The 26517-nt window shown below is 63.4% G+C and carries 23 protein-coding genes and 1 tRNA gene; 11 read left to right on the forward strand and 13 right to left on the reverse strand.

What is annotated here, in order from left to right; translation table 11 throughout:
* Nucleotide 1: 1 nt before the first annotated feature.
* Entirely contained in the window at nt 2-598 is a 597-nt protein-coding gene (locus tag PAQ31011_RS17540; protein ID WP_150577034.1) for a hypothetical protein, read from the reverse strand.
* Nucleotides 599-925: 327 nt separating this feature from the next.
* Here PAQ31011_RS17540 and PAQ31011_RS17545 point away from each other — a divergent pair, with 327 nt between their 5' ends.
* Nucleotides 926-1849: a LysR family transcriptional regulator gene (locus PAQ31011_RS17545; protein ID WP_150577035.1), complete on the forward strand. Its 924-nt coding sequence runs from the start codon at nt 926-928 to the stop codon at nt 1847-1849.
* 56 nt (nt 1850-1905) lie between these two features.
* Here the strand turns inward: PAQ31011_RS17545 and PAQ31011_RS17550 are convergent, their stop codons facing one another.
* From PAQ31011_RS17550 to PAQ31011_RS17565, 4 genes are all read right to left on the reverse strand, one after another.
* Complete coding sequence (locus tag PAQ31011_RS17550) at nt 1906-2499, reverse strand: class I SAM-dependent methyltransferase (protein WP_150577036.1); 594 nt, start codon at nt 2497-2499, stop codon at nt 1906-1908.
* Nucleotides 2500-2534: 35 nt separating this feature from the next.
* Nucleotides 2535-3953, reverse strand: coding sequence for an MFS transporter (locus PAQ31011_RS17555; protein WP_150577037.1), 1419 nt, complete (start codon nt 3951-3953; stop codon nt 2535-2537).
* A gap of 295 nt (nt 3954-4248) precedes the next feature.
* The gene (locus tag PAQ31011_RS17560; protein ID WP_150577038.1) at nt 4249-6207 is read right to left on the reverse strand and encodes an aconitase family protein; all 1959 of its coding nucleotides are present in this window, start codon (nt 6205-6207) and stop codon (nt 4249-4251) included.
* Between the two features lie 194 nt (nt 6208-6401).
* Nucleotides 6402-7322: a LysR substrate-binding domain-containing protein gene (locus PAQ31011_RS17565; RefSeq protein WP_150577039.1), complete on the reverse strand. Its 921-nt coding sequence runs from the start codon at nt 7320-7322 to the stop codon at nt 6402-6404.
* Between the two features lie 135 nt (nt 7323-7457).
* Between PAQ31011_RS17565 and PAQ31011_RS17570 the strand changes: the two genes are divergently transcribed.
* The 3 genes from PAQ31011_RS17570 to PAQ31011_RS17580 all read left to right on the forward strand — a co-directional run bounded on the left by PAQ31011_RS17570 (nt 7458) and on the right by PAQ31011_RS17580 (nt 10180).
* A complete protein-coding gene (locus PAQ31011_RS17570; protein WP_039402605.1) occupies nt 7458-8741 on the forward strand; it encodes an aspartate carbamoyltransferase in 1284 nt (427 codons plus the stop codon).
* A 159-nt stretch (nt 8742-8900) separates the two neighbouring features.
* Complete coding sequence (locus tag PAQ31011_RS17575; protein WP_039397012.1) at nt 8901-9914, forward strand: class 1 fructose-bisphosphatase; 1014 nt, start codon at nt 8901-8903, stop codon at nt 9912-9914.
* 190 nt (nt 9915-10104) lie between these two features.
* Nucleotides 10105-10180 (forward strand) — tRNA-Thr (locus PAQ31011_RS17580).
* Between the two features lie 153 nt (nt 10181-10333).
* Here the strand turns inward: PAQ31011_RS17580 and PAQ31011_RS17585 are convergent.
* Nucleotides 10334-10996: a DUF1415 domain-containing protein gene (locus PAQ31011_RS17585; RefSeq protein ID WP_150577040.1), complete on the reverse strand. Its 663-nt coding sequence runs from the start codon at nt 10994-10996 to the stop codon at nt 10334-10336.
* A 157-nt stretch (nt 10997-11153) separates the two neighbouring features.
* Here PAQ31011_RS17585 and PAQ31011_RS17590 point away from each other — a divergent pair, with 157 nt between their 5' ends.
* The 3 genes from PAQ31011_RS17590 (at nt 11154) to PAQ31011_RS17600 (ending at nt 15525) form a co-directional block, all read left to right on the forward strand.
* Nucleotides 11154-12341, forward strand: a complete 1188-nt coding sequence (locus PAQ31011_RS17590; RefSeq protein ID WP_150577041.1) for an ankyrin repeat domain-containing protein — start codon at nt 11154-11156, stop codon at nt 12339-12341.
* Between the two features lie 14 nt (nt 12342-12355).
* Nucleotides 12356-14104 carry an ankyrin repeat domain-containing protein gene (locus tag PAQ31011_RS17595; protein ID WP_150577042.1) on the forward strand — a complete coding sequence of 583 codons (1749 nt, stop codon included), beginning with the start codon at nt 12356-12358 and terminating at the stop codon, nt 14102-14104.
* Nucleotides 14105-14322: 218 nt separating this feature from the next.
* Nucleotides 14323-15525 (forward strand): globin domain-containing protein, encoded by a 1203-nt coding sequence (locus PAQ31011_RS17600; RefSeq protein WP_150577043.1) that lies wholly within the window; start codon nt 14323-14325, stop codon nt 15523-15525.
* 109 nt (nt 15526-15634) lie between these two features.
* Here the strand turns inward: PAQ31011_RS17600 and PAQ31011_RS17605 are convergent, their stop codons facing one another.
* From PAQ31011_RS17605 to PAQ31011_RS17630, 6 genes are all read right to left on the reverse strand, one after another.
* The gene (locus tag PAQ31011_RS17605) at nt 15635-16462 is read right to left on the reverse strand and encodes a phosphodiesterase (RefSeq protein WP_150577044.1); all 828 of its coding nucleotides are present in this window, start codon (nt 16460-16462) and stop codon (nt 15635-15637) included.
* A 7-nt stretch (nt 16463-16469) separates the two neighbouring features.
* Entirely contained in the window at nt 16470-17513 is a 1044-nt protein-coding gene (locus tag PAQ31011_RS17610) for an ABC transporter ATP-binding protein (RefSeq protein WP_150577045.1), read from the reverse strand.
* A gap of 14 nt (nt 17514-17527) precedes the next feature.
* Complete coding sequence (locus PAQ31011_RS17615; protein WP_150577046.1) at nt 17528-18331, reverse strand: ABC transporter permease; 804 nt, start codon at nt 18329-18331, stop codon at nt 17528-17530.
* A 5-nt stretch (nt 18332-18336) separates the two neighbouring features.
* A complete protein-coding gene (locus tag PAQ31011_RS17620) occupies nt 18337-19161 on the reverse strand; it encodes an ABC transporter permease (RefSeq protein WP_150577047.1) in 825 nt (274 codons plus the stop codon).
* A 56-nt stretch (nt 19162-19217) separates the two neighbouring features.
* The gene (locus tag PAQ31011_RS17625; RefSeq protein WP_150577048.1) at nt 19218-20231 is read right to left on the reverse strand and encodes an extracellular solute-binding protein; all 1014 of its coding nucleotides are present in this window, start codon (nt 20229-20231) and stop codon (nt 19218-19220) included.
* 205 nt (nt 20232-20436) lie between these two features.
* The gene (locus PAQ31011_RS17630; RefSeq protein WP_150577049.1) at nt 20437-21489 is read right to left on the reverse strand and encodes a LacI family DNA-binding transcriptional regulator; all 1053 of its coding nucleotides are present in this window, start codon (nt 21487-21489) and stop codon (nt 20437-20439) included.
* 290 nt (nt 21490-21779) lie between these two features.
* Here PAQ31011_RS17630 and PAQ31011_RS17635 point away from each other — a divergent pair, with 290 nt between their 5' ends.
* A complete protein-coding gene (locus tag PAQ31011_RS17635; RefSeq protein WP_150577050.1) occupies nt 21780-22352 on the forward strand; it encodes an SRPBCC family protein in 573 nt (190 codons plus the stop codon).
* Nucleotides 22353-22443: 91 nt separating this feature from the next.
* On the opposite strand, the gene PAQ31011_RS17640 is transcribed toward PAQ31011_RS17635, so the two are convergent.
* The gene (locus PAQ31011_RS17640; RefSeq protein WP_150577051.1) at nt 22444-23514 is read right to left on the reverse strand and encodes a hypothetical protein; all 1071 of its coding nucleotides are present in this window, start codon (nt 23512-23514) and stop codon (nt 22444-22446) included.
* 323 nt (nt 23515-23837) lie between these two features.
* Here PAQ31011_RS17640 and PAQ31011_RS17645 point away from each other — a divergent pair, with 323 nt between their 5' ends.
* The 3 genes from PAQ31011_RS17645 to PAQ31011_RS17655 all read left to right on the forward strand — a co-directional run bounded on the left by PAQ31011_RS17645 (nt 23838) and on the right by PAQ31011_RS17655 (nt 26486).
* A complete protein-coding gene (locus PAQ31011_RS17645; RefSeq protein WP_150577052.1) occupies nt 23838-25310 on the forward strand; it encodes a 2-hydroxymuconic semialdehyde dehydrogenase in 1473 nt (490 codons plus the stop codon).
* Between the two features lie 117 nt (nt 25311-25427).
* Nucleotides 25428-25862, forward strand: a complete 435-nt coding sequence (locus PAQ31011_RS17650; RefSeq protein ID WP_150577053.1) for a RidA family protein — start codon at nt 25428-25430, stop codon at nt 25860-25862.
* A 78-nt stretch (nt 25863-25940) separates the two neighbouring features.
* Nucleotides 25941-26486, forward strand: coding sequence for a 3-hydroxyanthranilate 3,4-dioxygenase (locus PAQ31011_RS17655; RefSeq protein ID WP_150577054.1), 546 nt, complete (start codon nt 25941-25943; stop codon nt 26484-26486).
* The last annotated feature ends 31 nt before the right edge of the window (nt 26487-26517 follow it).

Genomic DNA, 26517 nt, shown 5'->3' on the forward strand with positions numbered 1-26517 from the left:
GTCACGGCCGCATGACTTCGAAGCTTCCGTTCCTCAGACAAAGTTTGTAAGGCCAGCGCTCCCCCACACCGATCAGCGGTTGCAGCCCCGGCACCGGAATCACCACCTCATCGAACGCCCCGCCCATGAGAAGGTTGCGGGGATCGTTGCGTAACATCAACTTGCCGCTCATCGCGCTGACCGTGATATGCACGTCCTGCCCCGGATAGGTGGGCGGATCACGAAACGTCAACTGGTAAATCATCATCACGTCGGCATCGGGCGGACTCTCGATCTCGTAGTCGCCGTTGGGCAGACTTGAGCGAAACGTCAGTCGCAGTGACTCGTCGAACGCAAAGTTGGACGCGGCCGGCGAGCGCACCTCAGCACGCACGCTCCACCAGTGGGGCGCGCCCTCCACGAAATCCAGACGCACGTCGACAGGTCGAAAGTGCCACGTTTTCTGACCGTCGTAGCACGACGCCTTCATACTGCCGTCATAGTGCAACGCGGCACGCTCCGGCGTTCCCTGTTCGTCGATCATGACCCTTGGATAGCGGCTGTCGACGGAAACTGGCGGCACGAGATCACCGCGCGAAAGTAGAATGAACTCTTCCATGCGCACTTCCCGACTTCTGCTCTACAAACCTGAGTCGTTGCCGCGAGCGTGTCTTGCCACCACCCGCATCGGGCGCGCAATTTGCTATTTCTAATATGTGTCATGCATGCGCGCCATTTGGAGCGCAGTCTAGTCAACGAAATGCAATTGCGCACCTGTCAACCCTGACAGGTGCGGCGTCGCGCGCTCCGATCCAATAATGAAAAACGCTGCCCCGCATTTCTGCGTCGGCAGCGTTTTTCTTTCGGCGCAGTGTGACTGGCAGTATCCCGGGTGCCCATGTATTATCTGAACGACAATTTTTGGCATTTACCATTAATTTCATTCATGCAACGCACCCCCATCGAACTTCGTCACTTGCAGACTTTGTTGGCGTTGCGCGACACCGGCAGCGTCTCCCGCGCGGCGTTGTGGCTTCACCTGACGCAATCCGCTCTCTCGCATCAGATCAAGGCATTGGAAGATTTCTACGGCTTGCCGCTATTCGTGCGCAAGTCGGCCCCGCTCGTGTTCACCCCGGCGGGCAAGCGTCTGCTGGCGCTGGCGGAAGACGTTGTGCCCGCCGTCGACGAAGCGGGGCGCGATCTCACCCGGCTCGCACAAGGCACGCAGGGGACATTGCGCATCGCCGTCGAATGCCATACGTGCTTCGATTGGCTGATGCCCGCGATGGACGCGTTTCGTCAGCGCTGGCCGGAAGTGGAACTGGACATCGTGTCGGGCTTTCATGCCGACCCGATCGGGCTGTTGCATCAGGACCGCGCAGATCTGGCGATCATCTCCGAACACGAGGAAGGCGAGGCGGTGGACTTCCATCCGCTGTTCCGCTTTCAGATGATCGCGCTCATGGCGAACGATCATCCGCTGGCAAGCAGATCGCACGTCGATGCCGAGGATTTTCGCGACGAGACACTCATCACCTACCCGGTGCCCGACGACATGCTCGACATCGTGCGTCAGGTGCTACGCCCTGCGGGCATCGAGCCGACACGCCGCACGACCGAACTGACGGTGGCGATCCTGCAACTGGTCGCGAGCCGTCGCGGGCTGGCCGCGCTGCCGCTGTGGGCCGTGACCGGGTATCTGGAACGTCGTTATGTGAGTGCACGGCCCATCACGCCGCAAGGGCTGACGGCCGAGCTGTGGGCCACCACGCTACCGGCGACGACGGCACGCCCGTACATCGGCGAGTTCGTCTCGATCATGCGCGAGACGAGTCTGCTGACGCTGCCGGAAATTGAATTGATCTGATGGCGTGCGCGAGCGGTGGGATGTCGCCGTCGCGCTATTGTCGCGCTGTCGTCGCGTCAGCCGGGACGCCGCACAATCAACCGGCAGACACGCTTTCCCGAACTCGCGCTCGTGACGTCCTCCTCGTGCAACACGACGCCCTCGTGCAGCGCCGCACGCACCACGGCGGAATCGAAAGCACTGTAGAGACGGCAATCGTCGTGACGCAGGTCGGCACCTTCGGTCACACGCCACGACACGTAGAGCACACCACCGGGGCGCACCAGCGTCCACAGCCGGTCGGCAGCCTGCGCGATCTCATCGGCAGGCAGATGCATCAGCACCGTCTCGCAGATCACGTTGTCATACTGCGCCGTCACGCTTTCCATCAACGGCAGACGGTCGACGTGAAACGTCACCCACGGGAAGGTTTTGCGCGCCACCGCCACGAACGCCGGCGAGGCGTCGTAACCAGTGACGTCGAAGCCTTGCTGCGCCAGCCACGCGGCGTCGCGCCCATTCCCGCATCCCACATCGACCGTCTTGCCGCCCGGCACGAAATGGCGCATCAGCAATGCGTACATGTCGTCGGGCGGCGGCTGTTCAAGCCAGTCTTCACTGTAACGTTCGGCATTGGCCTCGTAGGCCGCTTCTGTCTTCAGGTCCACCATGGTCGGGATCTCCGGGGGAGGCTGGGAACGCCAGCTTATTGCGAAATCTTCTCCAGCGCGATGTCCTTCGTGCGCGGGCCCATCAGACCGATGGCGAGCATGACGATCAGCATCGCGCACGAGATGAACGCGAACACACCGGTCACGCCGAAATTGCGCAGCACCGACGCAATCAGAAACGCCGTGAAAATCGCCGAGAAGCGGCTCCACGAATAGACGAAACCGACCGCGCGCGCACGAATGCCCGTGGGGAACAACTCCGTCTGATACGCGTGATAGCTGTAGGACATGATGTTGTTCGCGAGCGTCAGGCCAATGCCCATCGCGATCAGCATGACCGACGACGTGACCTGCGAGAACACCATCCCGCACACGATGCCGATACCCGCCGTCCACACGATGGCGTGCTTGCGCTCGACCTTGTCGGCCATCCACAGCCCGATCAGCGGACCCACAGGTGCGGCCAGCGCGATCACGCTCGAATACGCGAGACTCGTCGTCACGGTGATGCCCTGCTTGATGAGCAGCGTCGGCACCCAGTTCGCGAAGCCGTAGAAGCCGACCGTCTGGAAGATGTTGAACAGAATCATCATGATGGCGCGCTTGCGATACGGCGGCACCCACATGTCGCGAAACGCGCTCTTGGGCACGACCGGCTCCGGCACGCCCGGCGGGGGCAGCGGCTTGCCGTACTCGCGCTCGACCTTGGCTTCGAGCGCCGAGAGCACGCGATCCGCTTCGTCCAGACGTCCCTTCTGCGCGAGCCAGCGCGGGCTTTCCGGCAGGGCACGGCGAATCCACCAGACGAACACCGCACCGTGCGCGCCGATGAGCACCACCCAGCGCCAGCCTTCCAGACCGAAGAATTCGCGCGGCACGAGCCAATACGCAAGGAACGCCACGACCGGCACCGCCGTGAACCCGACGGCCTGTTCGCACGCGAAGGCGCGTCCGCGAATCTGCTTGGGCACGAGTTCCGCAATGTAGGTGCCGATCGTCACCAGCTCCACGCCGATGCCGAGGCCCACGACAAAGCGCCAGAAGTTCACACCGGTGGCCGTCTCCTGAAACGCCATGATGACGTTGGCGACGGTGTACCAGAGCAGCGAGCCGGTGAACACCGCGCGACGCCCGAAGCGGTCGGCGAGAAAGCCGCACGCGATGGTGCCGATGAACAGGCCGGAGAACAACGCGGCGATGAAGCTCGCCACCCCGGTCGTGCCGAACAGGCCCGGTGTCGTGGGCGTCAGGATGCCGCTTTTCACCAGACCCGGTGCGATGTAGCCGGTGTAGAGCAGGTCATAGAGTTCGAAGAAGAAACCGAGACTGAGCAGCACCACCAGTTTCCACACAGTGCGGGTCGGGGGCAGACGGTCGAGTCGGGCGGAAATGTCGCCTGCGGTCAGGCGGGTTGCCGCTGTCGTTGCTTGAGCGGCGCGAGGCATGGAAGGCATTGATACGTCGGGGGATGGCATGAAAATCGTCTCCGGGCCCGTTCGGTCATGGCCGAACTGCTCACAGTCCGACGTCTCTTCGGACATCGGATACACCATGAATCGACAGGCGCGAGGCCGAAATTGTGCCACGAATGACACCGCGCCAGTCACCTTTGCCACGTACTACGAAAAATTGCGATGTTCACCAACAACAGCACGGCATCTTTCTGGTGCGACGTTGCGCAGCACATCGTGTCGAATCGTCGATGCGCAGCAGCATGCGTCGCACACAGCGAAACCGTCGCGACGCGCGTTACTGCAACGCCGTCGCTTTCAATTCGTCGAAGCTGACGATGCGCCCCGCCAGCGCACTCGCCGCAACCGTGTAAGGACTCGCGAGCCACACGCTGCCCGGTCCCGAGCGTCCCGGGAAGTTGCGGTTGATCGCGCTGATGGTGACCTGGTCGGCAGACGTCGATTGCCCCGGGCCACAGTTCGCGCATGCGCCGCAGCCGGGCATGATGAGCGTCACACCGGCGTCTTCGAACGTCTTCAGATAGCCTCGCGCTTCGCAGTAGGCGCGCACGTCCATCGTGCCGAATTGCAGGAACAACGAACGCCCCTGTGCAACGCGCAGGCCGTGGGCGACGCCCCACGCGAGCACGTCGTGATAGGCGTCGAAGTCGTCGCGCTTGCCTGCGGTGCAGGAGCCGCCGTAGGCGATGTCGATGGCGACGGGGGCGTCCAGCTCGGCGAGCGCCACGCCGTTGCCCGGATCGCCGGGACGCGCGAGCATCGGTGTGAGCGAGGTGGCGTCGATGCGGATCACGTCGCGATAACTCGCGCCGGCGTCGCTCGTCATCCACGGTTCGAGCGCGAAGTCGATGCCCCGCCGCTCCTTGAGGAACGCCACCGTTTTCTCATCCGGTGCGACGATGCCGGTAAAGCCGCCCAGCTCGGCCACCATATTGGTGAGCGTGGCGCGCTCGTCGACCGACATGGCCTGCACGGCGCTGCCCGCATATTCGAAGACGAGGCCGATCGCACCGCCGCTTCGGATCGCGTCGAGGCGCAGCAGATGAAGGACGACGTCCTTGGCCGTCACGCCGGGCGCGAGATCGCCGTCAATCTCGATACGCAATGTCTGCGGCACCTTGCAGCGCACGTAGCCCGTCACCCAGCTATTCGCAATGTCTGTCGCGCCCGCACCGAACGCGAGGCAGCCGAGCGCACCCGCGTGCGGCGTGTGCGAGTCGGTGCCGATGACAATCTGGCCGGGCAACGCGTAGCGCTCGGCCATGAGGGCGTGACAGATGCCGTCGGCACCGTGTTCACCGTCGTCGGCCAGTTGCCCGTGCGCCAGCACCGGGTAGCGCGCGACGAACTCGCGATGACCGCTCGTCAGATTCGCGACACCGGGCAACAGCCCTTGCGAGACGTGCGGGAAGCTCTGCTCCGCGAGCACCAGATGGTCCTGAAACGCGATGATGCGCGCCGGATCGTACAGCGCCGCCGGCTCACCGAACGCGCGATGCATCAGATGCGCACACATTCCCGTGAAGTAGTCGTGCGAGAAACGCCAATCGACGCGCACGAACACACCGTCGCCATGCTCGGCGCCCGGCGTGGCCGGATGCAGGCGGCGCGCCATGATCTTCTCGACGAGCGTGCGCGGCGGCTGAGTGGGTGTCTTCGCTGCGTCGTCATGCGCGAGCGGCGCAGGCCACTCCGCGAACTTGCTGTAGGCGAGCAAACCGCCGCTGCGGATGATCTGCTGCGTGAGGGCGTCGCGCCCCTTGAGGAACTCGGTGATCGGAATGGCTTCGCCCGCGAGAATGCGATCGAGTACGCCGAAGTCGGTCGTCGTCAGAATGCCGATGTTGTCGCAGTTCTGCTGATAGATACGCTCGAAGCTCTCGGCGACGATCAGCCGGATGCCCGCCGACAACTCCGCCAACGGGCTCGACTCGCGCGACGACCCTTTGCCGTAGCGCTTGCCTGCGACGGTGACCTGAAAGCCGCCGCGACGCACCTCGTGCTCGCCCACGGGCATCTCGTTTCCCGCTTTGAAACCGACGTACGGATAGCGTCCGAGTCGCTCGTCGTACGTCAGCATGACGGTGACGGGTGTGATTTCGTCCGTTGAAACGTTGTCGCGCAGCGCGCCGGCCTCGGCGCGCGAGACGGACTCGCCGGACAACTGGCGGCGCACGATGGCCGGGTCGTCGGACAGAAACAGCACGCGGCCGTCGAAACGAATGATGTCTTCCATGCGGCAAATACCTCCGGAAGACAGCATAGCGGCCGTGTCGTCGCCCTGCCGTGCCGCTTCGGCAAGGCGGGCGTGACCGATGACGAAGGGGATCAGCCGTGTGCGGTTCGGTGCGCCTTGGCGCGCTATGGCCTGATATGACCGAATATGGCGCGATTGCGCTCGGGTTCGGGTTCGCTACCGCTGATGCGCGCTCAGGCGGAGGCCCCGCCCTGCCCTTGTGCGAGGAAATTCACCACGGCCGACGCCGTCGCACTCAATTGCTCGCGCGACGGGAAGACCAGCCAGAGCTGGCGATGCGCCCACTCGTCCGTGAGCGGGCGCACCACCACATCCAGCTTGCCGACGTACAACTGCCCCACCTGCTCGGGGGCGATGGCGATGCCGAGTCCGGCGTGCGCCATGCGACACAGGGCATCGAGACTGGAGACGCGAATCTTGATACGCAACGACTCGCCCGCCGCACTCGCCTGCTGTCGCAGCATCTGCGTGAGCGCGCTGTTGCCCTGAAGCCCCACCAGCGTCTCTCCGGCACACGCGGAAAACGGGATCTCACCGGTGCGCGCTGCGAGCGGGTGCCCCGCCGGCAGAATCATGGCGAGCCGGTCGCGGCGGTACGGCACCATCGTGAACGCCTCGATGCCTTCGACGGCGTTGCAAATGCCCACGTCCACCGCGCGTTCGGCCACGCGTTGCAGCACCTCGTTGCTGTGCTGTTCGTCGAGTTCGACGTCCACCGCCGAAAAGACGCGCCCGAACGCCGCCAGGTCTTCCGGCAGGAACTGCACGATGGCCGAGAGATTGGCCGCAATGCGCACGCTGCCGCGCGCCCCTTCGTGAAATTGGGACAGCTCGGCGCCCAGCGATTCGATCGTGCCTAGAATACGTTCGGCGTAACGGCGCACGGTCTCGCCCACCGGCGTGACGGTGATGCCGCGCTGGTGACGCTGAATAAGCGGGAGTCCCACGATGGCTTCGATGTCGGCAATGCGACGGCTGATGGCCGAAGGCGCGATGAATTCGCGCTCGGCGGCACGCGCCATGCTCCGCTCCTGGCAGACGGCCACGAAAAGACGCAAAGAAGTGAGGTCAAGCTTGCGGAGAAGGTTTTCCATACCCGTACGGCAATACACCGGAAATGCCGGAAACGCCCGGCTGGCGCGGCCCCGCGAGGGGCACGTCTTTTGCTGGACAAACAACGAATCGACGCCTATTATACGCATCGCGTACACATTCCTGCCGACCCGACCATGAGTGCACAGCAGACTTTCCTGCGCGACGCGATGCGTCGCCTGAACATGACCCGCGACACCTTCGCCGAGCGCATCGGCGTTCGTCGGCGCGCCCTCGACACGTGGCTGCTGCCCGAAGATTCCAGCGAATATCGCACGATGCCGAGCATCGTGGAGAAATTCGTCGGTGAAATTCTCGGTCGCGAAGCGCCCTCTGCGGAATCTACGCAAAGCGCACACAAGCCGCTGCGCGAACGCATGGGCCTCGACGGCAAGCCGCATCTGATCTCCGTCGACCAGTTCTCGCGCGATTCGCTCGAAGAATTGTTCCACGTTGCCGACATCATGCAACCGATCGCGCGCCGCCAGAAGATCTCGCGCGTGCTCGAAGGTGCTGTGCTGGGCAACCTGTTCTTCGAAGCCAGTACCCGCACCCGCGTGAGCTTCGGCTCCGCCTTCTGCCGCCTCGGCGGCTCGGTGTGCGACACGACCGGCTTCACGTTCTCCTCGATGGCCAAGGGCGAATCGATCTACGACACGAGCCGTGTCATGAGCGGTTACGTCGACGCGCTCGTCGTGCGTCACCCGGAAAAGGGTTCGGTCGCCGAATTCGCACGCGCCACGAACATCCCCGTCATCAACGGCGGCGACGGCCCGGGCGAACACCCGAGTCAGGCGATTCTCGATCTGTACACCATCGGCCGCGAGTTCTCGCGTCTGGGCAAGCTGGTCGACGGCGCGCACGTGGCGATGGTCGGCGACCTGCGCTACGGTCGCACGGTGCACTCGCTCATCAAACTGCTCGCGCTGTATCGCGGCCTGAAGTTCACGCTGATCTCGCCGCCGTCGCTGGAAATGCCGACGTACATTCTCGACCAGATCTCGCAGAACGGCCACGTCATCGTGCAGAGCAATTCGCTCGCCGATCTGGCCGGTGCGGACGTGGTCTACGCGACGCGCATCCAGAAAGAGCGCTTTGCCGACGAGGCCATCGAAGGCTACACGCCGGACTTCCAGATCAACGAAGCGCTGATCAACCAGTATTGCGATAGCCGCACGATCATCATGCACCCGCTGCCGCGCGACAGCCGCCCGGGTGCCAACGATCTGTCGACGGATCTGAATCACGATCCGCGTCTGGCGATCTTCCGTCAGACGGACAACGGTATTCCGGTGCGCATGGCGATCTTCGCGATCCTGCTCGGCGTGGACAAGCAAGTCCAGCACAGCATGCGCGACGCCGCCTGGCGCTCGCCGTCGCACATCGGTCCGGACGACGCGCTGTTCGACGGTCTCGACTGATTTCGCGCGCCGCGAACGCGTCGGAGAAATCCGAATCGTTCGTCGGACGATGCCGATACTGCACTGCCCCCAAGGATTTTTCGCGGGGGCAGTGTCGCTTTACGAGTAAAATTGCGGGCATCTCGATATCCACGCTTTTTCGCTTTTCCGGAGGCCCACATGCGGCGCAAGACCCTTACCCAATATCTGATCGAACAGCAGCGGGAATTCAACAACATTCCCGCCGAGCTTCGTTTGCTGATCGAAGTCGTCGCACGTGCGTGCAAGTCCATCAGCCACGCCGTGTCCAAGGGCGCGCTGGGTGGCGTGCTGGGCAGCGCAGGAAGCGAGAACGTGCAGGGCGAAGTCCAGAAGAAGCTCGACGTGATTTCCAACGAGATCATGCTCGAAGCCAACGAATGGGGCGGCCACCTGGCGGCCATGGCCTCGGAAGAGATGGAAGACGTCTTCCACATTCCGAATCGCTATCCGCAGGGCGAATATCTGCTGATGTTCGACCCGCTCGACGGTTCGTCGAACATCGACGTCAACGTGTCGATCGGCACGATCTTCTCGGTGCTGCGTTGCCCCGAGGGCGTGACGGACCCGACCGAGAAGGATTTCCTGCAACCGGGCACGCAGCAAGTCGCGGCCGGTTATGCGGTGTACGGTCCGCAAACGGTGCTGGTGCTCACGACGGGCCACGGTGTGAACTGCTTCACGCTCGATCGCGAGATGGGGTCGTGGGTGCTGACGCAGGAAGGCATGCGCATTCCGGAAGACACGAAGGAATTCGCGATCAACATGTCGAACGAGCGCCACTGGTATCCGCCGGTGCAGCGTTACATCGGCGAGTTGCTGCAAGGCAAGGAAGGCGTGCGCGGCAAGGACTTCAACATGCGCTGGATCGCGTCGATGGTGGCGGACGTGCATCGCATTCTGACGCGCGGCGGTGTGTTCATGTACCCGGCCGACAAGCGCGACCCGGACAAGCCGGGCAAGCTGCGCATCATGTACGAAGCGAACCCGATGAGCTTCCTCGTGGAGCAGGCAGGCGGTGCGGCCACGAACGGCACACAGCGCATTCTCGACATTCAACCGCAGAAGCTGCACGAGCGCGTTGCGGTGTTCCTCGGCTCGAAGAACGAAGTCGAACGTGTGACCGGTTATCACCACGAAGCCGACAAGAAGTAAGCGACGTGAGGACGCGGTTTCGTCGTCGCGAAGACGATGCGATGTCGTGAAAATTTTTTCGCGGCGACGGAAGCGCAGGATTTCTGAAATTTCAATGATTTACGCGTGACTGACGCAGTCACAGCAAAAAATCTTCGAAAAAAGTAGTGACAAATCCGTAAAGTCTGCTAATATCTCACTTCTTCGCAGCGCCGGAGTAGCTCAGTCGGTAGAGCAGCTCATTCGTAATGAGAAGGTCGGGGGTTCGATTCCTCTCTCCGGCACCAGCGACTTACTCAGTCCCTGGTGATGCAAGCAAGACGAAGTACTCAGCAGTCAACAGAAAAGCCGCCCGATTATGTCGCGCGGCTTTTTTGTTTTTTGGCGTTCGTTAGTGCCGGAGAGAGACATCGAATCCTCACTCTCCCCGACGCCCCTCATCACTTCCCCGCTTTGCCCACCTCATCGTCATCAATGACGTTGTCGTTCGCGCCATCTTCGTCTTCGGCCGGTTGCGCCATCCACTCGTGGTATCCCGCGACGCCCATCTTGCGCATCAGCGCTTCGTTACGCTCGTAGATCGTTTCGGCTTCCGGGAACGCTTCCACCGCACGGTCGATGCTCGCTTCGCGTAGCAAATGCAGAATCGGATACGGCGAACGGTTCGTGAAATTCTCGGCGTCGTCCGGATCGGTGCCTTCGAACTGATAGTCCGGATGGAAACTCGCGATCTGTAGTTCGCCTTCGAGCTGCAACTGCTTGAGCATGCGCTCGGCAAAGAACAGTGCGTCGTTGTACTCGTGGAAGTCGAGCAACGCCTCCGGCACGATCAGCAACGTCGTATCGACGGCCTGTGGGTCGGCCTGCGACAGCCACTGCAACTCCCTCTCCAGATCGAGCAGCGCACCTTCCATATCGCGCGCGGCACTCACGACATACCGGATCTGATCCTTGACGTGCACCGCCTTCGCGAACGGGCAAAGGTTCAGGCCGATCACGGCGCGCGTGAGCCAGTGGCGCGTCGCGGCGATCACGGCCTCGTTGTCCTGCGTCTGCAACGGGTTCTCGGCGGACGCGGCGTCTGGAATGTTTTTCTCCGTCATACAAATGCGTGGCAATGATTCATGAATACCGCATTGTAGTGCGGCAGTCGCCCCGCGTCGGCATGTCCGTCATGGAAAACCTGGCGGGGCGAATACCAAAACCCGCGCGCGGCGTGTGCGCGACGATGCGGCTTCTCCACGCCACGCGCCCACGACCATGCCCGGTACCCCACCCATCACCACCAGTGCGCACAGCACGTACACCCACAGCCCGAGCGACGACATCGCCGCCTCCCATCCGCAACCCGAAGGACGGCATTTGTCCGCCACCTCGTTGATGGATCTGCTCGACGTGCGACGCGGGTCGCTGTATCGGACGCAGGACATCTGGAACATGCTCGTCGACCCGCAAAGCTGTGCGGGGCGCGAATTGCGCGGTGCGTGCGAAGCCGCATCGCCGAACGGTCCGCTGTTTCTCGAAATGGTGACGCTGCTGACCATGCCCGAATCGGAGCGCACGGTCGACCGGCTCACGGACGCAGGCGTCTTTCTCATTCCGGCGCGTGCCGGTTATCTGCGCCCTGAAGACGGCGCCCTGCTACGCAGCAACGAAGGACTGCTTCTCTGGCTGCAATACGCTGCGACGCCGACGGCTTACCTCAAGGTATTCGACGGCTCAGACATCTACGGTGCGACGTCGATGCACGACAGAACACGTATCGCAAAGATTCTGCGGATTCTCATCGCTTGCGGGCGCGATCGTACCGCCGCCACGCCGTCGAATCCGTCCGACCTCGCCCCCGTCAACCCCCTCTCCCATCTGTGCAGCCAGGTCGCGCCGCACTGGTTGCGCCGCGTGCTCGAACTCGGCGGCTGCCCGCATCAAATGAGTCAACGCGGGGTACCGCTGATTGTGAATGCCATGCGTGCCGAAGCGATCCGGCTGCACAACGCGGGACAGAGCTTCATGTGTGCACATCGCTCGCTGTTGCAGCTCGCCGGACTTCTCAAACGGCACGGTGCCGATCTGTCGCAACCGAACGCGCGCGGCGTGCCCTCCGTCGCGCTGCTCGCGTTTCACGGACTGTGCGGCGCGGCCGAAGCGTTGCTCGTGAACGGCGCCAGTCCCCATGCAGCCGACCGTCATGGGAACACGCTGATGCATCACCTGGCCCAGGCCGTTCACATGCGCGACGCCCCAACGCATAGTGAAAACGCCAAGCTCGCCCATTACGTCCTGATCCTCGCTCTGCGCTACGGCGGCAATCTGGACGTGCCGAACGCGGCGGGACACACGGCTCGATCATGGTTGCCTGAACCGATTTCGCTCAGCCCGCAAATCGACGATGCATTCCTCACGACTGTCCGCACGGCCGCGTTCCGTCGCATCAGAGCCCTTAGCTGACCCACTCGCCCGCCATGCCCATACCCTCAATCCCCCCCCAGTCGATATCGCCAGCCGCGCATCTCGGTTCCGAGAGCAACAACGCTGCCTTACCGGACGGCCTCACGCTCGAAGCCCTCCTGCGCGCGCGACGCGAGACGCGTTGTACGTCGCGCGAAGTGTGGGACATCCTGATGAGCCCGACGACAACCGCCGGCCGTGAACTCCACGACAGTTGTTCGTTGGCACGACCGGACAATCCCAAAAAGCTCGTCTTCTCGATGGCCACCCTGTTTTGCACACCAGTGCAGCACAGAACACTCAGCGATCTCGAAAATGCCGGTGTCTTCGTTAGCCGGTCGGCGCGCGACGACCTTGAGCCGGATGACGCCGATCTGTTGCTAAGCGACATGGGCCTGCAACTCTGGCTCCGGTACGCTGCGGAGCCGTCCGCCTACCCCACGGTGTTCGTGGACGCCCTCATGGCCAACGAATTCCCCACACTCCCGTCGTCGACCGTCTCCAGTGCGCTGCGCGTGCTAATTGCGTGCGGTCGCGACAAGACCAACAACGTGCCGGTGTCCGAGGTCGCGGGAGACGTTCACCTGCCGCTGTCGCACTTGTGCGGTCACGTCGCCGTGGAATGGCTGCCGTCGCTGCTGGACCTCGGTGCAGACGTGAATCAGGCCACAGCGAACGGCGTGCCGCTCATCGCCACGGCGATGGCCGCCGAAGCCGAGCGTCTGTATCTGAACGGTCGTGACCTGCTCGTGGCACACGATTCGCTCTTTCGTCTGGGAAAGATGCTCCTGTCGCACGGTGCCGACTTCACCCAGCCCGCCCTCACGGGTTCGCCGCCCGTCGTGCTACTGGCTTTCAATGGCTACTGCGCGGCGGCCGACGTCCTGCTCTCGCTGGGTGCCGCCTGCAACACCGCCGAAATCGGTCGTGAGGGCAACACGCTCATGCATCAGCTCGCGGCCACCACACGGTTGCGGCCCTACTCGTTCTCTGCCTACTTTCTGTTCATCCTCGCCCTGCGTTACGGCGGCGATCCGGATCGGGCCAACGACGCGGGCGTCACCCCCGTCTCGCTCTTGCCGGACAGTCTCGTGAGCTACCTGCGATTGACGCAGAAGATGGTGAAGCAGGCACGCGAGCGCGCCCTGCACGTCATTGCCAACCCGGACACGGTCTCCGGCAGCGAGGCGACGAACAACGTGCCTGCCGCGAGCGCCGCCATGATGCGCGAAGCGAAGCGGTTGTGCGATGCCGGTCAAGACCCCTTGCTGGCGCACGAGACGCTGTTTGCGCTGGCGGCGTTGCTGCAACAACGCGGCATGGATCTGACCCAACAACATGCAGACGGTGCGCTGCCTGTGATATGGCTGGCGTCCCACGGCTTTTGTGGTGCAGCCGAAGTGCTGCTCGCCTTTCATCCCGACTGCAATACGCCCGTGTACGAAGGCAACTCGCTCATGCACTTCCTTGCCGCGACAACACACCACCCGCGAGACGCCATCTACGCCGACTACATGCTCAACACGGCATTACGCTACGGCGGCGATCCGACCCGGCCTAACAACGCGGGCAACACGGCGCTCACTGCGCTTTCATCCGAGCGGGTTCGCTTCGTGCGCGCAGGCTTCTTCTTCATCGTTCAGACACGCAAGCGCGCAGTGCAGATCGTCGAGCACCGCCGCAAGCCTCGCCTTGGCCGACAGCTGCCCTCCCAGCACAATGCACCCGCCGATCCGTTGCGACATTCCGCCGCAGCCCTATAACATGTATTTAATTTGCATCTTATAATCACTCCGCCGGCCCCCAGAAAGTTGTTGTCGAGTTGTTCCAGTTGTTCGTGATGTGAGCCCCGGGGACCGGCGACCGAATGCCGCACCGTGGATGCCCCAGACAGTGAGCGTCCACGGCTTAGATGAAACACCCACAAGTGCGACCAAAAAGATGCATTTAATTTGCATCTTATAAATTCAGGAGTCTTGCCATGCTTTCCGCCGCATCCCGCCCCTACATCGACGCAAGCGTTCCGGTCCTGCGCGAACACGGTCTTGCGATCACGCGCCACTTCTACGCGAGCATGTTCGAAGCCCATCCTGAGCTGCGTAATCTGTTCAACATGGGCAATCAGGCAAGCGGTGCGCAACAGCAGTCGCTCGCCTCGGCCGTCTTCGCTTACGCGGCGAACATCGACAATGCGGCGGCCCTCGCCCCGGTGCTTGAGCGCATCGTTCACAAGCACGTCTCTGTCGGCATTACGCCCGCGCACTACCCGATCGTCGGACGTTACCTGCTCGGGGCCATCAAGGCCGTGCTGGGCGACGCTGCGACGCCTGAACTCATCGCCGCCTGGGACGAAGCCTACTGGCTGCTCGCGGGCGAACTGATCGCGGCAGAAGCGCGACTGTCCGAGCAATCGCGTGCCCCGCTGGGCGCACTGCGCGAGCTGATCGTGGCCGACGTCGACCGCGAGACCGAGCACGTCGTGTCGTACTACCTGCGCACGCCGGAAGGCGGCTCGCCGGGCGAGTTCGCACCGGGCCAGTACGTGAGCGTCGCCGTCACGCTGCCGGACGGCCTGCAACAACGTCGTCAGTACAGCCTCTCCGACGCCCCCGATGCCCCGCACTGGCGCATCACCGTCAAGCGCGAAGAAGCCAATGCGTCGAAGCCCGAGGGGATGGTTTCGAACTGGTTGCACGCGAACATCAAGGCAGGCGACCGCATTCTGGTCGGTCCGGCCTACGGCGAGTTCACGCTGCCGCAAGACTCCGCCCGTCCGCTCGTGCTGCTCAGCGCCGGTGTGGGGATCACGCCGATGATGTCGATGGTCGCTGCACTGGCCGCCAAGGGATCACATCGCAAAGTGCTGTTCGCCCACGCCGGTCGCAATGGCTCGCACGTCGCGCTGCGCCGCCATCTGGCCTTCGCGAAGACGCAGTTGCCGAATCTGCAAACCGTCACGTTCCTCGAAGCGCCGTTGAGCACGGACCGCGCAGACGTCGATTACACGCATGCCGGACGCATGGACCTCTCGCGTCTCTCGCTGCCTGCGGACGCCGACTACCTGATGTGCGGCCCGTCCGCCTTCATGCAGACGCAATGGCGCGCTCTGCGCGACGCCGGTGTGTCCGCCGGACGCATGCGCCGCGAAGTCTTCGGCCCGGACGCGCTGGATCACTTGCTGTAATCCTCCGCTGCAATCCTTCTCAGCAATTCACTGCAACTCGCCGCACCAGCAACGCAAAAGGCTCCCGAGGGAGCCTTTTTGCATGACGACCGTTTAACGCCGAGACCGCTCAGTCGATCAACTTACCCGCCGCGTCATAGAACGGGTGCGAACCACCCGCATCGTCCACGAAGGCGAGATGCGAGACGAGACCCGTCTGCGGCGTGAATCGATGCAACTGGAACGCTGGCGGATCGAGCACCCACGCGGACGGTCCACCCTCGCGCAGATCGAGCGCAACCTGATGCGCAGGCGACGGACACACGCTCGCCACGGTGCCTGCAAAGCGCGTATGAATCGGACGATGCACGTGGCCGCAAATCACACGCTCCACGTTGTCGAACTGACGCACGATGGCGGCCAGCTTCGCCGCATCGGCAGCGTCGAGCGCCTGAATGTCCATGTGTTCGATACCGCACGCGAACGGCGGATGGTGCATGGCGACGACCGTCGGCGTTTGCGTATCGCTGGCGAGCGTCGCTTCGAGCCATTGCAGACGCTCGTCGCACAACTTCCCGCCGCCGTTGGGCGGATCCTGCGTATCGAGTGCGACGAGTCGCAGCGGCCCGAACATCGCCGTGTATTGCACGAAGTCGCCCGGCTTGCCGAGGTATGTGTGCTCGGGGAACACTTCACGCAGCGCGTCGCGGCCGTCATGATTACCGATGACGAGGTAGTACGGGATTTCCAGCGGCGTGAGCAAGCGACGCAGATGTTCGTATTCCTCACGCGCGCCGAAGTCGACGAGATCGCCCGTGAGCACGACGAAGTCGGGACGCGGCGTAAGCGTATTGAGACGTGCCACGCAACGCTCGAGATAAGCGGCGGTATCGACGCGACGATAGGCCAGCTTGCCGGGGCGTTTGATGTGAAGGTCGCTGATTTGCGCGAACAGCATGAGCGGTTTATCCGTGAAGCGAAAAGACATGGGCGGCGGGCAGCGACAGGCCCACCTTATCGCCGACGCGGCACTCGCGACGGCTGGAAACTTCGACAAGCACCGCACCGGCCGTGGACACGCCGCTGAGCGTCAAACGCGTACGGTCGCCGAGGAACTGCACCTCTTCGATCTGCCCGGTCAGCGAGGCCTCGCCGGCGGGCACGACGATGGCGTCCTCGGGGCGGAAATACAGCTCCTCGACATCGGCGCGCACATTCGGGCATTCGACGCGACCGCCTTCCAGATGGAAGTGCCCGTCACGCCACACACCGGCCAGACGATTGAGCGTGCCGACGAAGTTCGCCACGTGACGCGACGCCGGTTGGTAATAGATGTCGCGCGGCGCGCCGATCTGCTCGATACGCCCCGCGCTCATCACGACGATGCGGTCGCCGAGCGCCATCGCTTCGTCCTGATCGTGGGTGACGTACACCGTCGTCACCCCCAGCCCGCGCAGCAGACGGTCCATGTCGGCGCGTACCGTCTCGCGCAGCTTGGCGTCGAGGGCAGTGAGCGGTTCGTCGAGCAGCAACACACGCGGTTCCGGCGCGAGCGCACGCGCCAGTGCGACGCGCTGCTTCTGACCGCCGGAGAGCTGTGCGATCGCGCGGTCTGCGTAGGGCGTGAGATGCACCAGATCAAGCAACTCGTCCACACGCTTGTCGATCTGCGCCGAAGGCAGACCGCGCAACTTGAGGCCGTACGCTACATTGCCGCGCACGGTGAAGTTCGGGAACAGGGCGTAATTCTGAAAGACCATGCCGACGCGACGCTTTTCAATCGGCAGGCGCGTGACGTCTTCGTCGCCGAAGCGAACGCGTCCGCCAGCATCGGGGCGCTCAAGCCCGGCGATCATGCGCAGGGTCGTGGTCTTGCCGCATCCCGACGGGCCGAGCAGCACCAGCGTCTCGCCCGCACCGATCGTCAGATCGAGCGGCTGCAGGACGGTGTTGCCGTGAAACGTCTTGGCACAGCGTTCGAGATGAATGGGGATGGAAGTCAGTTTCATCGTCATATCCGTAATCAGGTGCGCCCGCGTGAATTGCGAACTTTTGCCCGTTGGGCCGTCATTTGCATGACGATGAGCAGCGGCACGATCAGCACGAAGAACACCGCCGTGTATGCGCTGCCGATCTCCAGACGCAGCGACGCGTAGGCGTCGGCCAGCCCCACCGGGAGCGTCTTGGTGTCGGGCGTATGCAGCATCCACGTGAGGTTGAATTCGCCGAGCGAGAGCGTCAAGACGATCAGCGCCGCCGCCACGATTTCGCCGCGAATATTCGGCAGCACCACCGTCATGAAGCGTCGCAGGAAGCTCGCGCCGAGACTGGCCGCGCCCTCTTCCATCATCTTGATGCGCGAGTCGGCGCAGGCCGCCGCCACCGCACGCACCATGAACGGCAGCGTAAAGATCACGTGCCCCACGACGATGAACGCGAGGCTTTCGCGAAAGCCGCGCATGCCGCCGTACACGCTGATGAGCGCCAGCGCGCTCGCCAGCCCCGGCAGTGCGATGGGCAACGTCAGCAGTTCTTCGATCCAGCGCGCGAAACGGCTCTGCCAGCGGGCGAGCACGTAACCGGCGGGCACGCCAAGCAGCGCAACCAGCACCAGCGTCGCAGCACCGACGTAAAGCGAATTCAGAATCGCGTCGTGATAGTCCTGCCAGACCTGAATCACCCACTTGAACGTGAGGCCAGCCGACGGACCACGGAAATAGTTCACCGACAGCCCGGCGAGAATCGACATCCCGACCGGAATCAGCAGGAACGCGCACATCAGCAGCGTGAGCAGCAGTTGCAGCGTGAAAAGGGTTTTCTTGAGCATGCGGATCAACCTCCGGCGGCGACAGCCTGCCCAGTGAAATTGCGGGCGAGCATCAGCACGGCCCACGTAACGATGCCGAGAATCACCGAGAGCGCCGCCGCCGTCGCCACATTGGCGTTGAGCGTGAACTCGGTGTAGATGGTCATCGGCAGCACGTCGATGTCGGTGGCGAGCGTAAAGGCCGTGCCGAACGCGCCGACCGAGGTCGCGAAGCACATCGCGCCCGAGGCGATCAGCGCGGGCGCGAGCGCGGGCAGCGTCACGTCGCGGGCAATCGCGAAGGGTCCTGCGCCCAGCGAGGACGCCGCTTCCGTGAGCGAATGATCGAGCGACTCCGCAGCGGCCATCACGGCCAGAATCACGCGCGGAATCGAGAAGTACAGGTAGCCGAGAAACAGGCCGGTGAGCGAGTATGCGAACACGACCTTGGCGCCGAAGAGTTTCGACGTCAGATCGCCGATCAGGCCTTGGCGTCCCGCCAGCATGATGACCATGAAGCCGACCACCACGCCGGGGAACGCCAGCGGCAGGGTCAACATCGACACGAGTGCCGATTTGCCCGGAAAGTCATGACGGGTGAGGAAGAGGCCCGCCACAAGCGACAACGCCAGAGTAGCCAGGGTGACCAAGGCCGACAGCACCACGGTTTGCCACAGGCTATCGAGATAACGCGCATTGGTGAGAATGGCGCGATAGGTCTCGAACGCGTGACCGTCGCCGCTTACCTGCACAAGTGCGGCCATCGGCAAAAGCCAGAACGCCAGAAAGACCGCCAGTGCCGGTAGCAGAAGTGCCACGCGCCAGCCGCGCGGCAGAGTCAGGTCACGCATCGCTTGCTTTGCTCCTCTTCCTCGTTGGACATTACCGTGCGTTCAGTCGCGAGGACTTAGCGCACGTTCTTCAGATACTGCTGACCGAACGCGTCCTGCTGTGCGGCCAACTTTTGCAGATCGACCGGCTTCACGCGGGCATAGTCGGAAGCGGGCAGGAATTTCGCTGCGACGTCGGCCGGCATGGTGCTGGCACGGACCGGGCGCAGGAATGCTTGCGCCCAGTGGGCCTGGCCCTTGTCCGACAGCGTGTAGTCGATCACCTTCTTGCCGTTGTCGGCGTGCGGCGCGTTCTTCACGAGCGCGATCACGTACGGCAGCGACACCGAACCTTCCATCGGAATCACGAACTGCACGTTCGCGCGGTCCTTGTAAATGGCGCGGTAAGCGTTGAAATCGAAGTCGATCAGGATGGGGATTTCACCCGAGAGCACGCGGGCGTACGCGGTTTGCTTCGGCACGATCGGTGCGTTGGCCTTGAGCTTCTGGAAGAAGCCGATCGCCGGACCGAAGTTGTCCATCGAACCGCCGAGCGCCTGGTTGGCGGCAATCGCGGCTGCGTAGCCGGCGAAGGCGCTGCTCGGGTCCAGATAACCCACCATGCCCTTGTATTCCGGCTTGAGCAGGTCGGCCCACGAACGCGGCACCGGCTTGCCTTCCAGCGCGTCGCGGTTCACGAAGAAACCGACCGTGCCCGAGTGGATCGTCGTCCACATGCCGTTCGGATCCTTCAGGTTTGCCGGCACCTGATCCCAGTTCGCCGGCTTGTACGGGGCGAGCAGGCCCTTCTTCGCAGCTTCGATAGCCGACGTGATGCCCAGATAGACGATGTCGGCGACCGGCGCCTTTTGCTCAGCGATCAGCTGTGCGACAGCTTGACCCGAGTTCTTGTTGTCCAGCGGCACACGAATGCCGGTGTCTTGCGCAATCGACTTGACCTGACCGGCCCAGTCCGCCCATTCCGGCGGGCAGTTGTAGCAGATCGCCGTCTGCTGAGCATGCGCGGCGCCAGCGCCGAGCAAGGTGAACAACGCCAGCGTGCGAGCGGCGCGGGTGATCCAAAGCTTCATTTCTGGGCTCCTGAAAGTCTGAGCGTCGGCGGCACGCATGTGCCGCCGCAGGTTACGTTCTCTACCGTTGAGTTCAGGCCTTGCGGCCGGATGCCTGATTGCCTTGGCCAACGCCGCACTCTCTTGACGGAGTCGGTCATCGGCCACTTTCTTGCTTGCTAGTACTGGGGTGCTGCGTTTGCTTCTAAACCGTATGTGCCCGTCGTCATGTCCGTTTGCCCGGCGGGGCCGACACTGTGCCGCCGCGGCGAATCTCGTGCGGCAGGATCAGCGCGTGGCTGAGCGCGGGATCGTGCGATGCCGTCACGCCAGCGCCACCGACACGTCCGTCGATCTGAGCGAGCAGACGCTGCGCTGCGTGACGGCCGATCTCCACGCTGGGTTGCACGACGGTCGCGAGCGTCGGCGAAAGCAGTTCGCCCACGGCGAGGCCGTCGAAGCCGAGCACGGAGATGTCGTCCGGCACGCGCAGACCGGCTTCGCGCAGCGCGCGCATGACACCGAGCGCGAGCAGATCGTTGGAGCAGAACAGTGCCGTGGGGCGTGCGCCGTCGCGCTCGCGCTGCGCCAGCCACTCGCGCACCCGCTCACCGCGCGCCCCGCTGTTGAAGTCGATTTCGAACGCCGGCAGCGGCGTGAGGCCGGCGGCCTGCATGGCGTCGCCATAACCGAGATAACGACGCTTGGCGCGGTCCGATGCGTGCAGCGCGCCCGTCACCATCACGATGTCGCGGTGCCCGGCTTCGATCAGCATGGCCACGCCCTGGGCTGCGGCCGCGCGGTTGTCCACGGACACGCAAGGACGCTCGGGGGCATCGTTGTAGACGAGCTGGCACGCCACACCCTCGGCCGCGAGATCGTCGACGAGCGCGCTGTGTTCTGCATCGGCGAGCGTAAGCAGCAAGCCGTCGACCCGCTGTTGCAGCAGGGTTTCGATGGCGTTGCGTTCGCGTTCCGGGTCGTACTGGGTGGTGACGAGCAACAGGCGACGGCCCGTGCCGTCGATGGCGGCTTCGATGCCTTCGAGGCAATCGGCGAACACCGGGTTGCCGAGGGTGGGCAGCATCACACCGATCAAGCCGGTGCGCTCGCCGCGCAGCTGGCGGCCGAGCGCGTTGGGACGGAATTTGAGTTCGGCGGCGGCCGCCTGCACTCTGGCGAGCGTCTCGGGACGCACCAGTTGCGGCGAATTGAGCGCGCGCGACACCGTCGCGATCGAACACCCTGCACGCTGCGCCACATCCCGAATATCAGCCACACCCCGCTCCTCTTAGTCTTGACCGTCGAATTTTGAAGTTGACGGATTTTACGCAAATGTAAACGTTTACGAAAACGTTTTCACTCCGGGATTCTATGGAGGCAATGTGATGAATTCGTGACAGCCCGGGAGGCCTCATGGATGCTGGATCGGCACGTCGGCCGCCCGGGTTCCATGATCGAAACGCGCCTTCCGACGGTTGCCGGGATGCCGCCTATACTGAAAATCCCCCCTCTCGACAGGGGGCATCGCGGCATGAGGACCCCCTCTCTCCACGACCGGGAACGGCCATGAACGACTATCACTTCCTCACCTTGTGGCGGCTCACTGCGCCGCTGAACGAAGTCTGGGACACGCTACGGGATGTCGACCACTGGGCCCGCTGGTGGCCCTGCGTGCGGGAGGTGCGCACGCTCGATCCGGGCGGTGCCGACGGCGTCGGTGCCGTACGCGCGCTGAAGTGGCATGGGGCGCTGCCCTACACGCTGACCTTCGAGACCCGCATTACGCACATCGATCCGATGCGCGAAGTGCGCAGCGTCGCGACAGGCGAGGCTGAAGGCACGGGCGTATGGCGCTTCGAGACGGAAGGGGACGGTGCGATTACCGTAGTTCGCTATGCGTGGGACGTCCACACCCGGCGGGAGTGGATGAACAAGCTCGCACCGCTGGCCCGACCGCTGTTCCGCTGGAACCACAATTACGTGATGCGGCGTGGCGGCGAGGGACTTGCTGCGGTGCTCAACGCCCATCTGGTCGAGTGTCTCGACAGCGACCTGCCACCGGCCGCCATCGGCAAGGAACGCGATCCCCGCGAACTTCGTGAGGCTCGGGCGCGGGTGAGTCACGATTCGCATCGTTAGAGTTGTCGGCATTTCGCGAGACAGCGCGACGTCGACATAAATGCGACGTCGCACACGTGAGTCCTGAACCGATGGTTCGGGCAGCCGGAGATCAACCCTTTATGCCGTGGCCACTCAGAATTTCGGCCAACGCTTCTTTGTCATTGTCGGGAATTACCTCCTTCACCGTTGCCAGATGCTTCTTGACGGCCGCCTTGGCGTCACCCTTCTCTTGCGCAAGAAGCCGCGTGAGAGCCTTCAGTCTGTACTCGTGAGGCAACTCCCCCAGCATCGAGACGAAGCCGTTCTGATAAGTCTCATAGATCTGCTTTTCGGCAGAATCGAGGGAACGCTGTACCGTCGACGCATAGAATGCGTCGCATGCGGTGTCGCCATCCTCTTTGGCCGCGCTTGACCAGTCTGGCAAGAGCTTTTCTCTGACATATGTTATGAACGGATCGTCAGCCGGTCCGGCGGTTGCAGCACCCGCGACGGTGGTGCAAGCCTGCGTCGGAAGGCGCTTCCCACGAACCTCGCCGACATCTGTCGCGGCATAGCGTGAATAGCCCGCGGGATCCTGCCGATTCATCAGTTGGCGCGACGTGAAGCTCTGGTCGGTCGTAATTTGAACTTTCGCCGGCACATTGGCGCGCACTTCAAACACGGTATGGACCTGGGGAGATGGCGAGCCCGCCGAATACCAATGCCTGTTTTCTCTTCCAGAGAATTCACCGTCCCACAAGCGATCATCGCCCACAACCGGCGAGGCCCGAGTGCTGGTAGCCCGCTGGACTTGCGAGCTATTCGAAAGTCGCCCCCAAGGCGGCGGCGCGGGGGAACGCCCACGCCGGGTCAGCGACTCCACATCGCGTGGCGTGCCATCCTCCCAATGGTCGTCGGGTCCTTCATCTGTTGGAGCGATCACACGGCCTAAGGCCTGAGTACCGACGAAGTCCAACCCCGGAAAATTGCTAGGCCCGCCGTCAGGCAGCCGCCCATGCCCGTAATCCGGTTCAATCGGAGGGTTGCCGAGTTCGACGTGGGCATCGTCGCTCGGTCCCTCACGGCGTGCAGCACCGGTAAAGTCTGCGCTGAGGCTCTCTTGCCCCTTCGCCTGCGTCGTCACCTCCGGCGGCGAGGTGACAACGACGGGCACAGTTGGCTGCGGGTTAGCTTCAATCATGACGTTTCTCCTTCAGGTAGTAGGAGATTCCATCCTGACTTCTATGCGGCCCATCACTTTATGAGACATCCGCGGATCTTCTGCTTTCGACACGGCATAGGTGCCGTTCGGGCGGCATCCTAACGACTGCGACGGGATACTCCCAGAAGCGCTTCACGCACCTTCCCCTCATCTATTCCATTAAGGAATAGACGCCACGATAGATTTCATTATTTTTTATATCGACGGTTGCCTAGACTTGTGAGCATCCGGCGGTGGTGCCGTGGCGCAAAGCGTCACCGGCGATCTGCCGCCCCGCAAAACAATCCGCTCCAGGAGACCTCGTGAGCCTTGCGACTGCGCCGCTGCTGCGGCATTACGTGGATGGCGCATTCGTCGCCACCGATCGCCAGTTCGATAACGTCAGCCCGGTGGACGGCCACCTCGTTGCCAAAGTGTGCGAAGCCGACGCCGCTACCGTCGAGCGCGCCGTGAGCGCCGCCCGTCGCGCCCTGCACGACGGCCCGTGGGGCAAGACCACGCCCGCCGAGCGCGCGGCCGTGCTGCACCGTATCGCCGATGGCATTCAGGCGCGTTTCGACGAGTTCGTCGCCGCGGAAGTGGCCGACACCGGCCGCCCCGAGGAACAGGCCCGCACGCTCGACATCGCGCGCGGCATCGCCAACTTCCGCATGTTTGCCGACCTCATCAAGACGGCGGGCAGCGAAGTCTACGAAATGCGCGCAGCCGATGGCGGCGACGTGATGAACTACATCACCCGCAAGCCGCTGGGCGTCATCGGCATCATCTCGCCGTGGAACCTGCCGCTGCTGCTCTTCACGTGGAAGGTGGCCCCGGCGCTTGCCATGGGCAACTGCGTCGTCGCGAAGCCCTCGGAAGAAACGCCCTCATCGGCCACCCTGCTCGCCGAAGTCATGGACGCCGCCGGTGTGCCGCCCGGTGTCTTCAACCTCGTGCATGGCTTCGGTCCCAACTCGGCCGGTGAGTTTCTGACAAAGCACCCGGACGTGTCCGCCATCACCTTCACCGGCGAATCGCGCACCGGCAGTGCCATCATGAAAGCCGTGGCCGACGGGGTTAAGGAAATCTCGTTCGAGCTGGGCGGCAAGAACGCCGCCGTGGTCTTCGCCGACGCCGACTTCGACAAAGCGGTCGACGGCGTGGTGCGCTCGTCTTTCACCAACGCCGGTCAGGTCTGCCTGTGCTCGGAACGCGTCTACGTCGAACGCCCGATCTTCGACCGTTTCGTCGCCGCCATCGCCGAGCGCGCCGCCGCGTTGCGCATCGACGCACCGAACGCGGAAGGCGTGCAGATGGGTCCGCTCGTTTCTCGCAAGCATCGCGAGAAGGTGCTCTCGTACTATCAGCTGGCTGTCGAGGAAGGCGCGACGGTCGTCACCGGCGGCGGTGTGCCGGTCTTTGGCGACGCCCGCGACGAAGGCGCTTTCGTGCAGCCGACGGTCTGGACGGGACTCCCCGACACGGCCCGCTGTGTGCGCGAAGAGATCTTCGGCCCGGTGTGCCACATCGCCCCGTTCGACAGCGAGGACGAAGTCATCCGTCGCGTGAACGACAGCGACTACGGCCTCGCCGGTTGTGTGTGGACGACGAACCTGTCGCGCGCGCACCGCGTGGCGCGTCAGTTCCAGACCGGTCTCGTGTGGGTCAATACGTGGTTCCTGCGAGATCTGCGCACGCCGTTCGGCGGCGTGAAGCTCTCGGGCCTCGGCCGCGAAGGCGGACGTCACTCGCTCGATTTTTATTCCGAAATCACCAACATCTGCATCAAGCTATAAACAACGCGGTACGTCATAGCCATGTAGGGAGGCGACGGTGCGGCAATCTCGATGGGGGTCGAGGCTGCCGCACCCGCGCGCCGTCCCGTCAAAAGAACACAACGGAGACTCGAATCCATGAGCGCATCGCAAAACACGCAAGCCCGCGTCGTTGAAGGCAAGGCCAAGCCGCGCGGCAAGTTCCCGCACATCAAGCGCGCGGGCGACTTCCTGTTCGTCTCGGGCACCAGCTCGCGACGCCCCGATAACTCGTATGCCGGTGCGCAGGTCGATGCGCTGGGCGTTACCCAACTCGATATTCGCGAGCAGACGCGCGCCGTCATCGAGAACATTCGCGACATTCTCGCGAGCGTTGGCGCGACACTGGCGGACGTCGTGGAAGTCGGTTCGTTCCTCGTGAACATGAACGACTTCGGCGGCTACAACGAGGTGTACGGCGAGTACTTCGACGAGAACGGTCCCACCCGCACGACGGTGGCCGTGCATCAGTTGCCGCATCCGCTGCTGCTCATCGAAATCAAGTGCGTGGCCTATGCGCCGCGCGCACGCTGAGCCGCCGCTTCGCTTCGCTTCGTTCACGCACACTCGCACGCACACATAACATTGCGCGACATGACCCGGGAGACAAGCATGTTGACGTATGGCAAGCCGTTCAATTTCCAGCGCTGGATCGACGATCACGCGCACCTGCTCAAGCCGCCGGTCGGTAACCAGCAAGTCTGGCAGGACAGCGATTTCATCGTGACGGTCGTGGGCGGTCCGAACCATCGCACCGACTATCACGACGATCCGCTCGAAGAGTTCTTTTATCAGTTCAAGGGCAATGCCTGGGTCAATCTCTGGATCGACGGCAGACCTGAGCGCGTCGATCTCAAGGAAGGCGACATCTTCCTGTTGCCGCCGCATGTGCGCCACTCGCCGCAGCGTCCCGAGGAAGGCAGCCTGTGTCTCGTGATCGAGCGTCAGCGCCCGGCCGGCCTGCTCGACGGCTTCGAGTGGTACTGCCTGAGCTGCGGCACGCTGGTGCATCGCGTGGAAGTGCAACTCAAGAGCATCGTGACCGATCTGCCGCCGCTCTTCGAAGCGTTCTACGGCAACGAAACACTGCGTCGCTGCCCGGGTTGTGGCGAGATCCACCCGGGGCGCGCGGCACACCCCAAGACAACGGCAGCCTGAGCCGCCACGCCGAACACAGACACTCACACGT

This window comes from Pandoraea aquatica (assembly GCF_902459565.1).
GTDB lineage: Bacteria > Pseudomonadota > Gammaproteobacteria > Burkholderiales > Burkholderiaceae > Pandoraea > Pandoraea aquatica.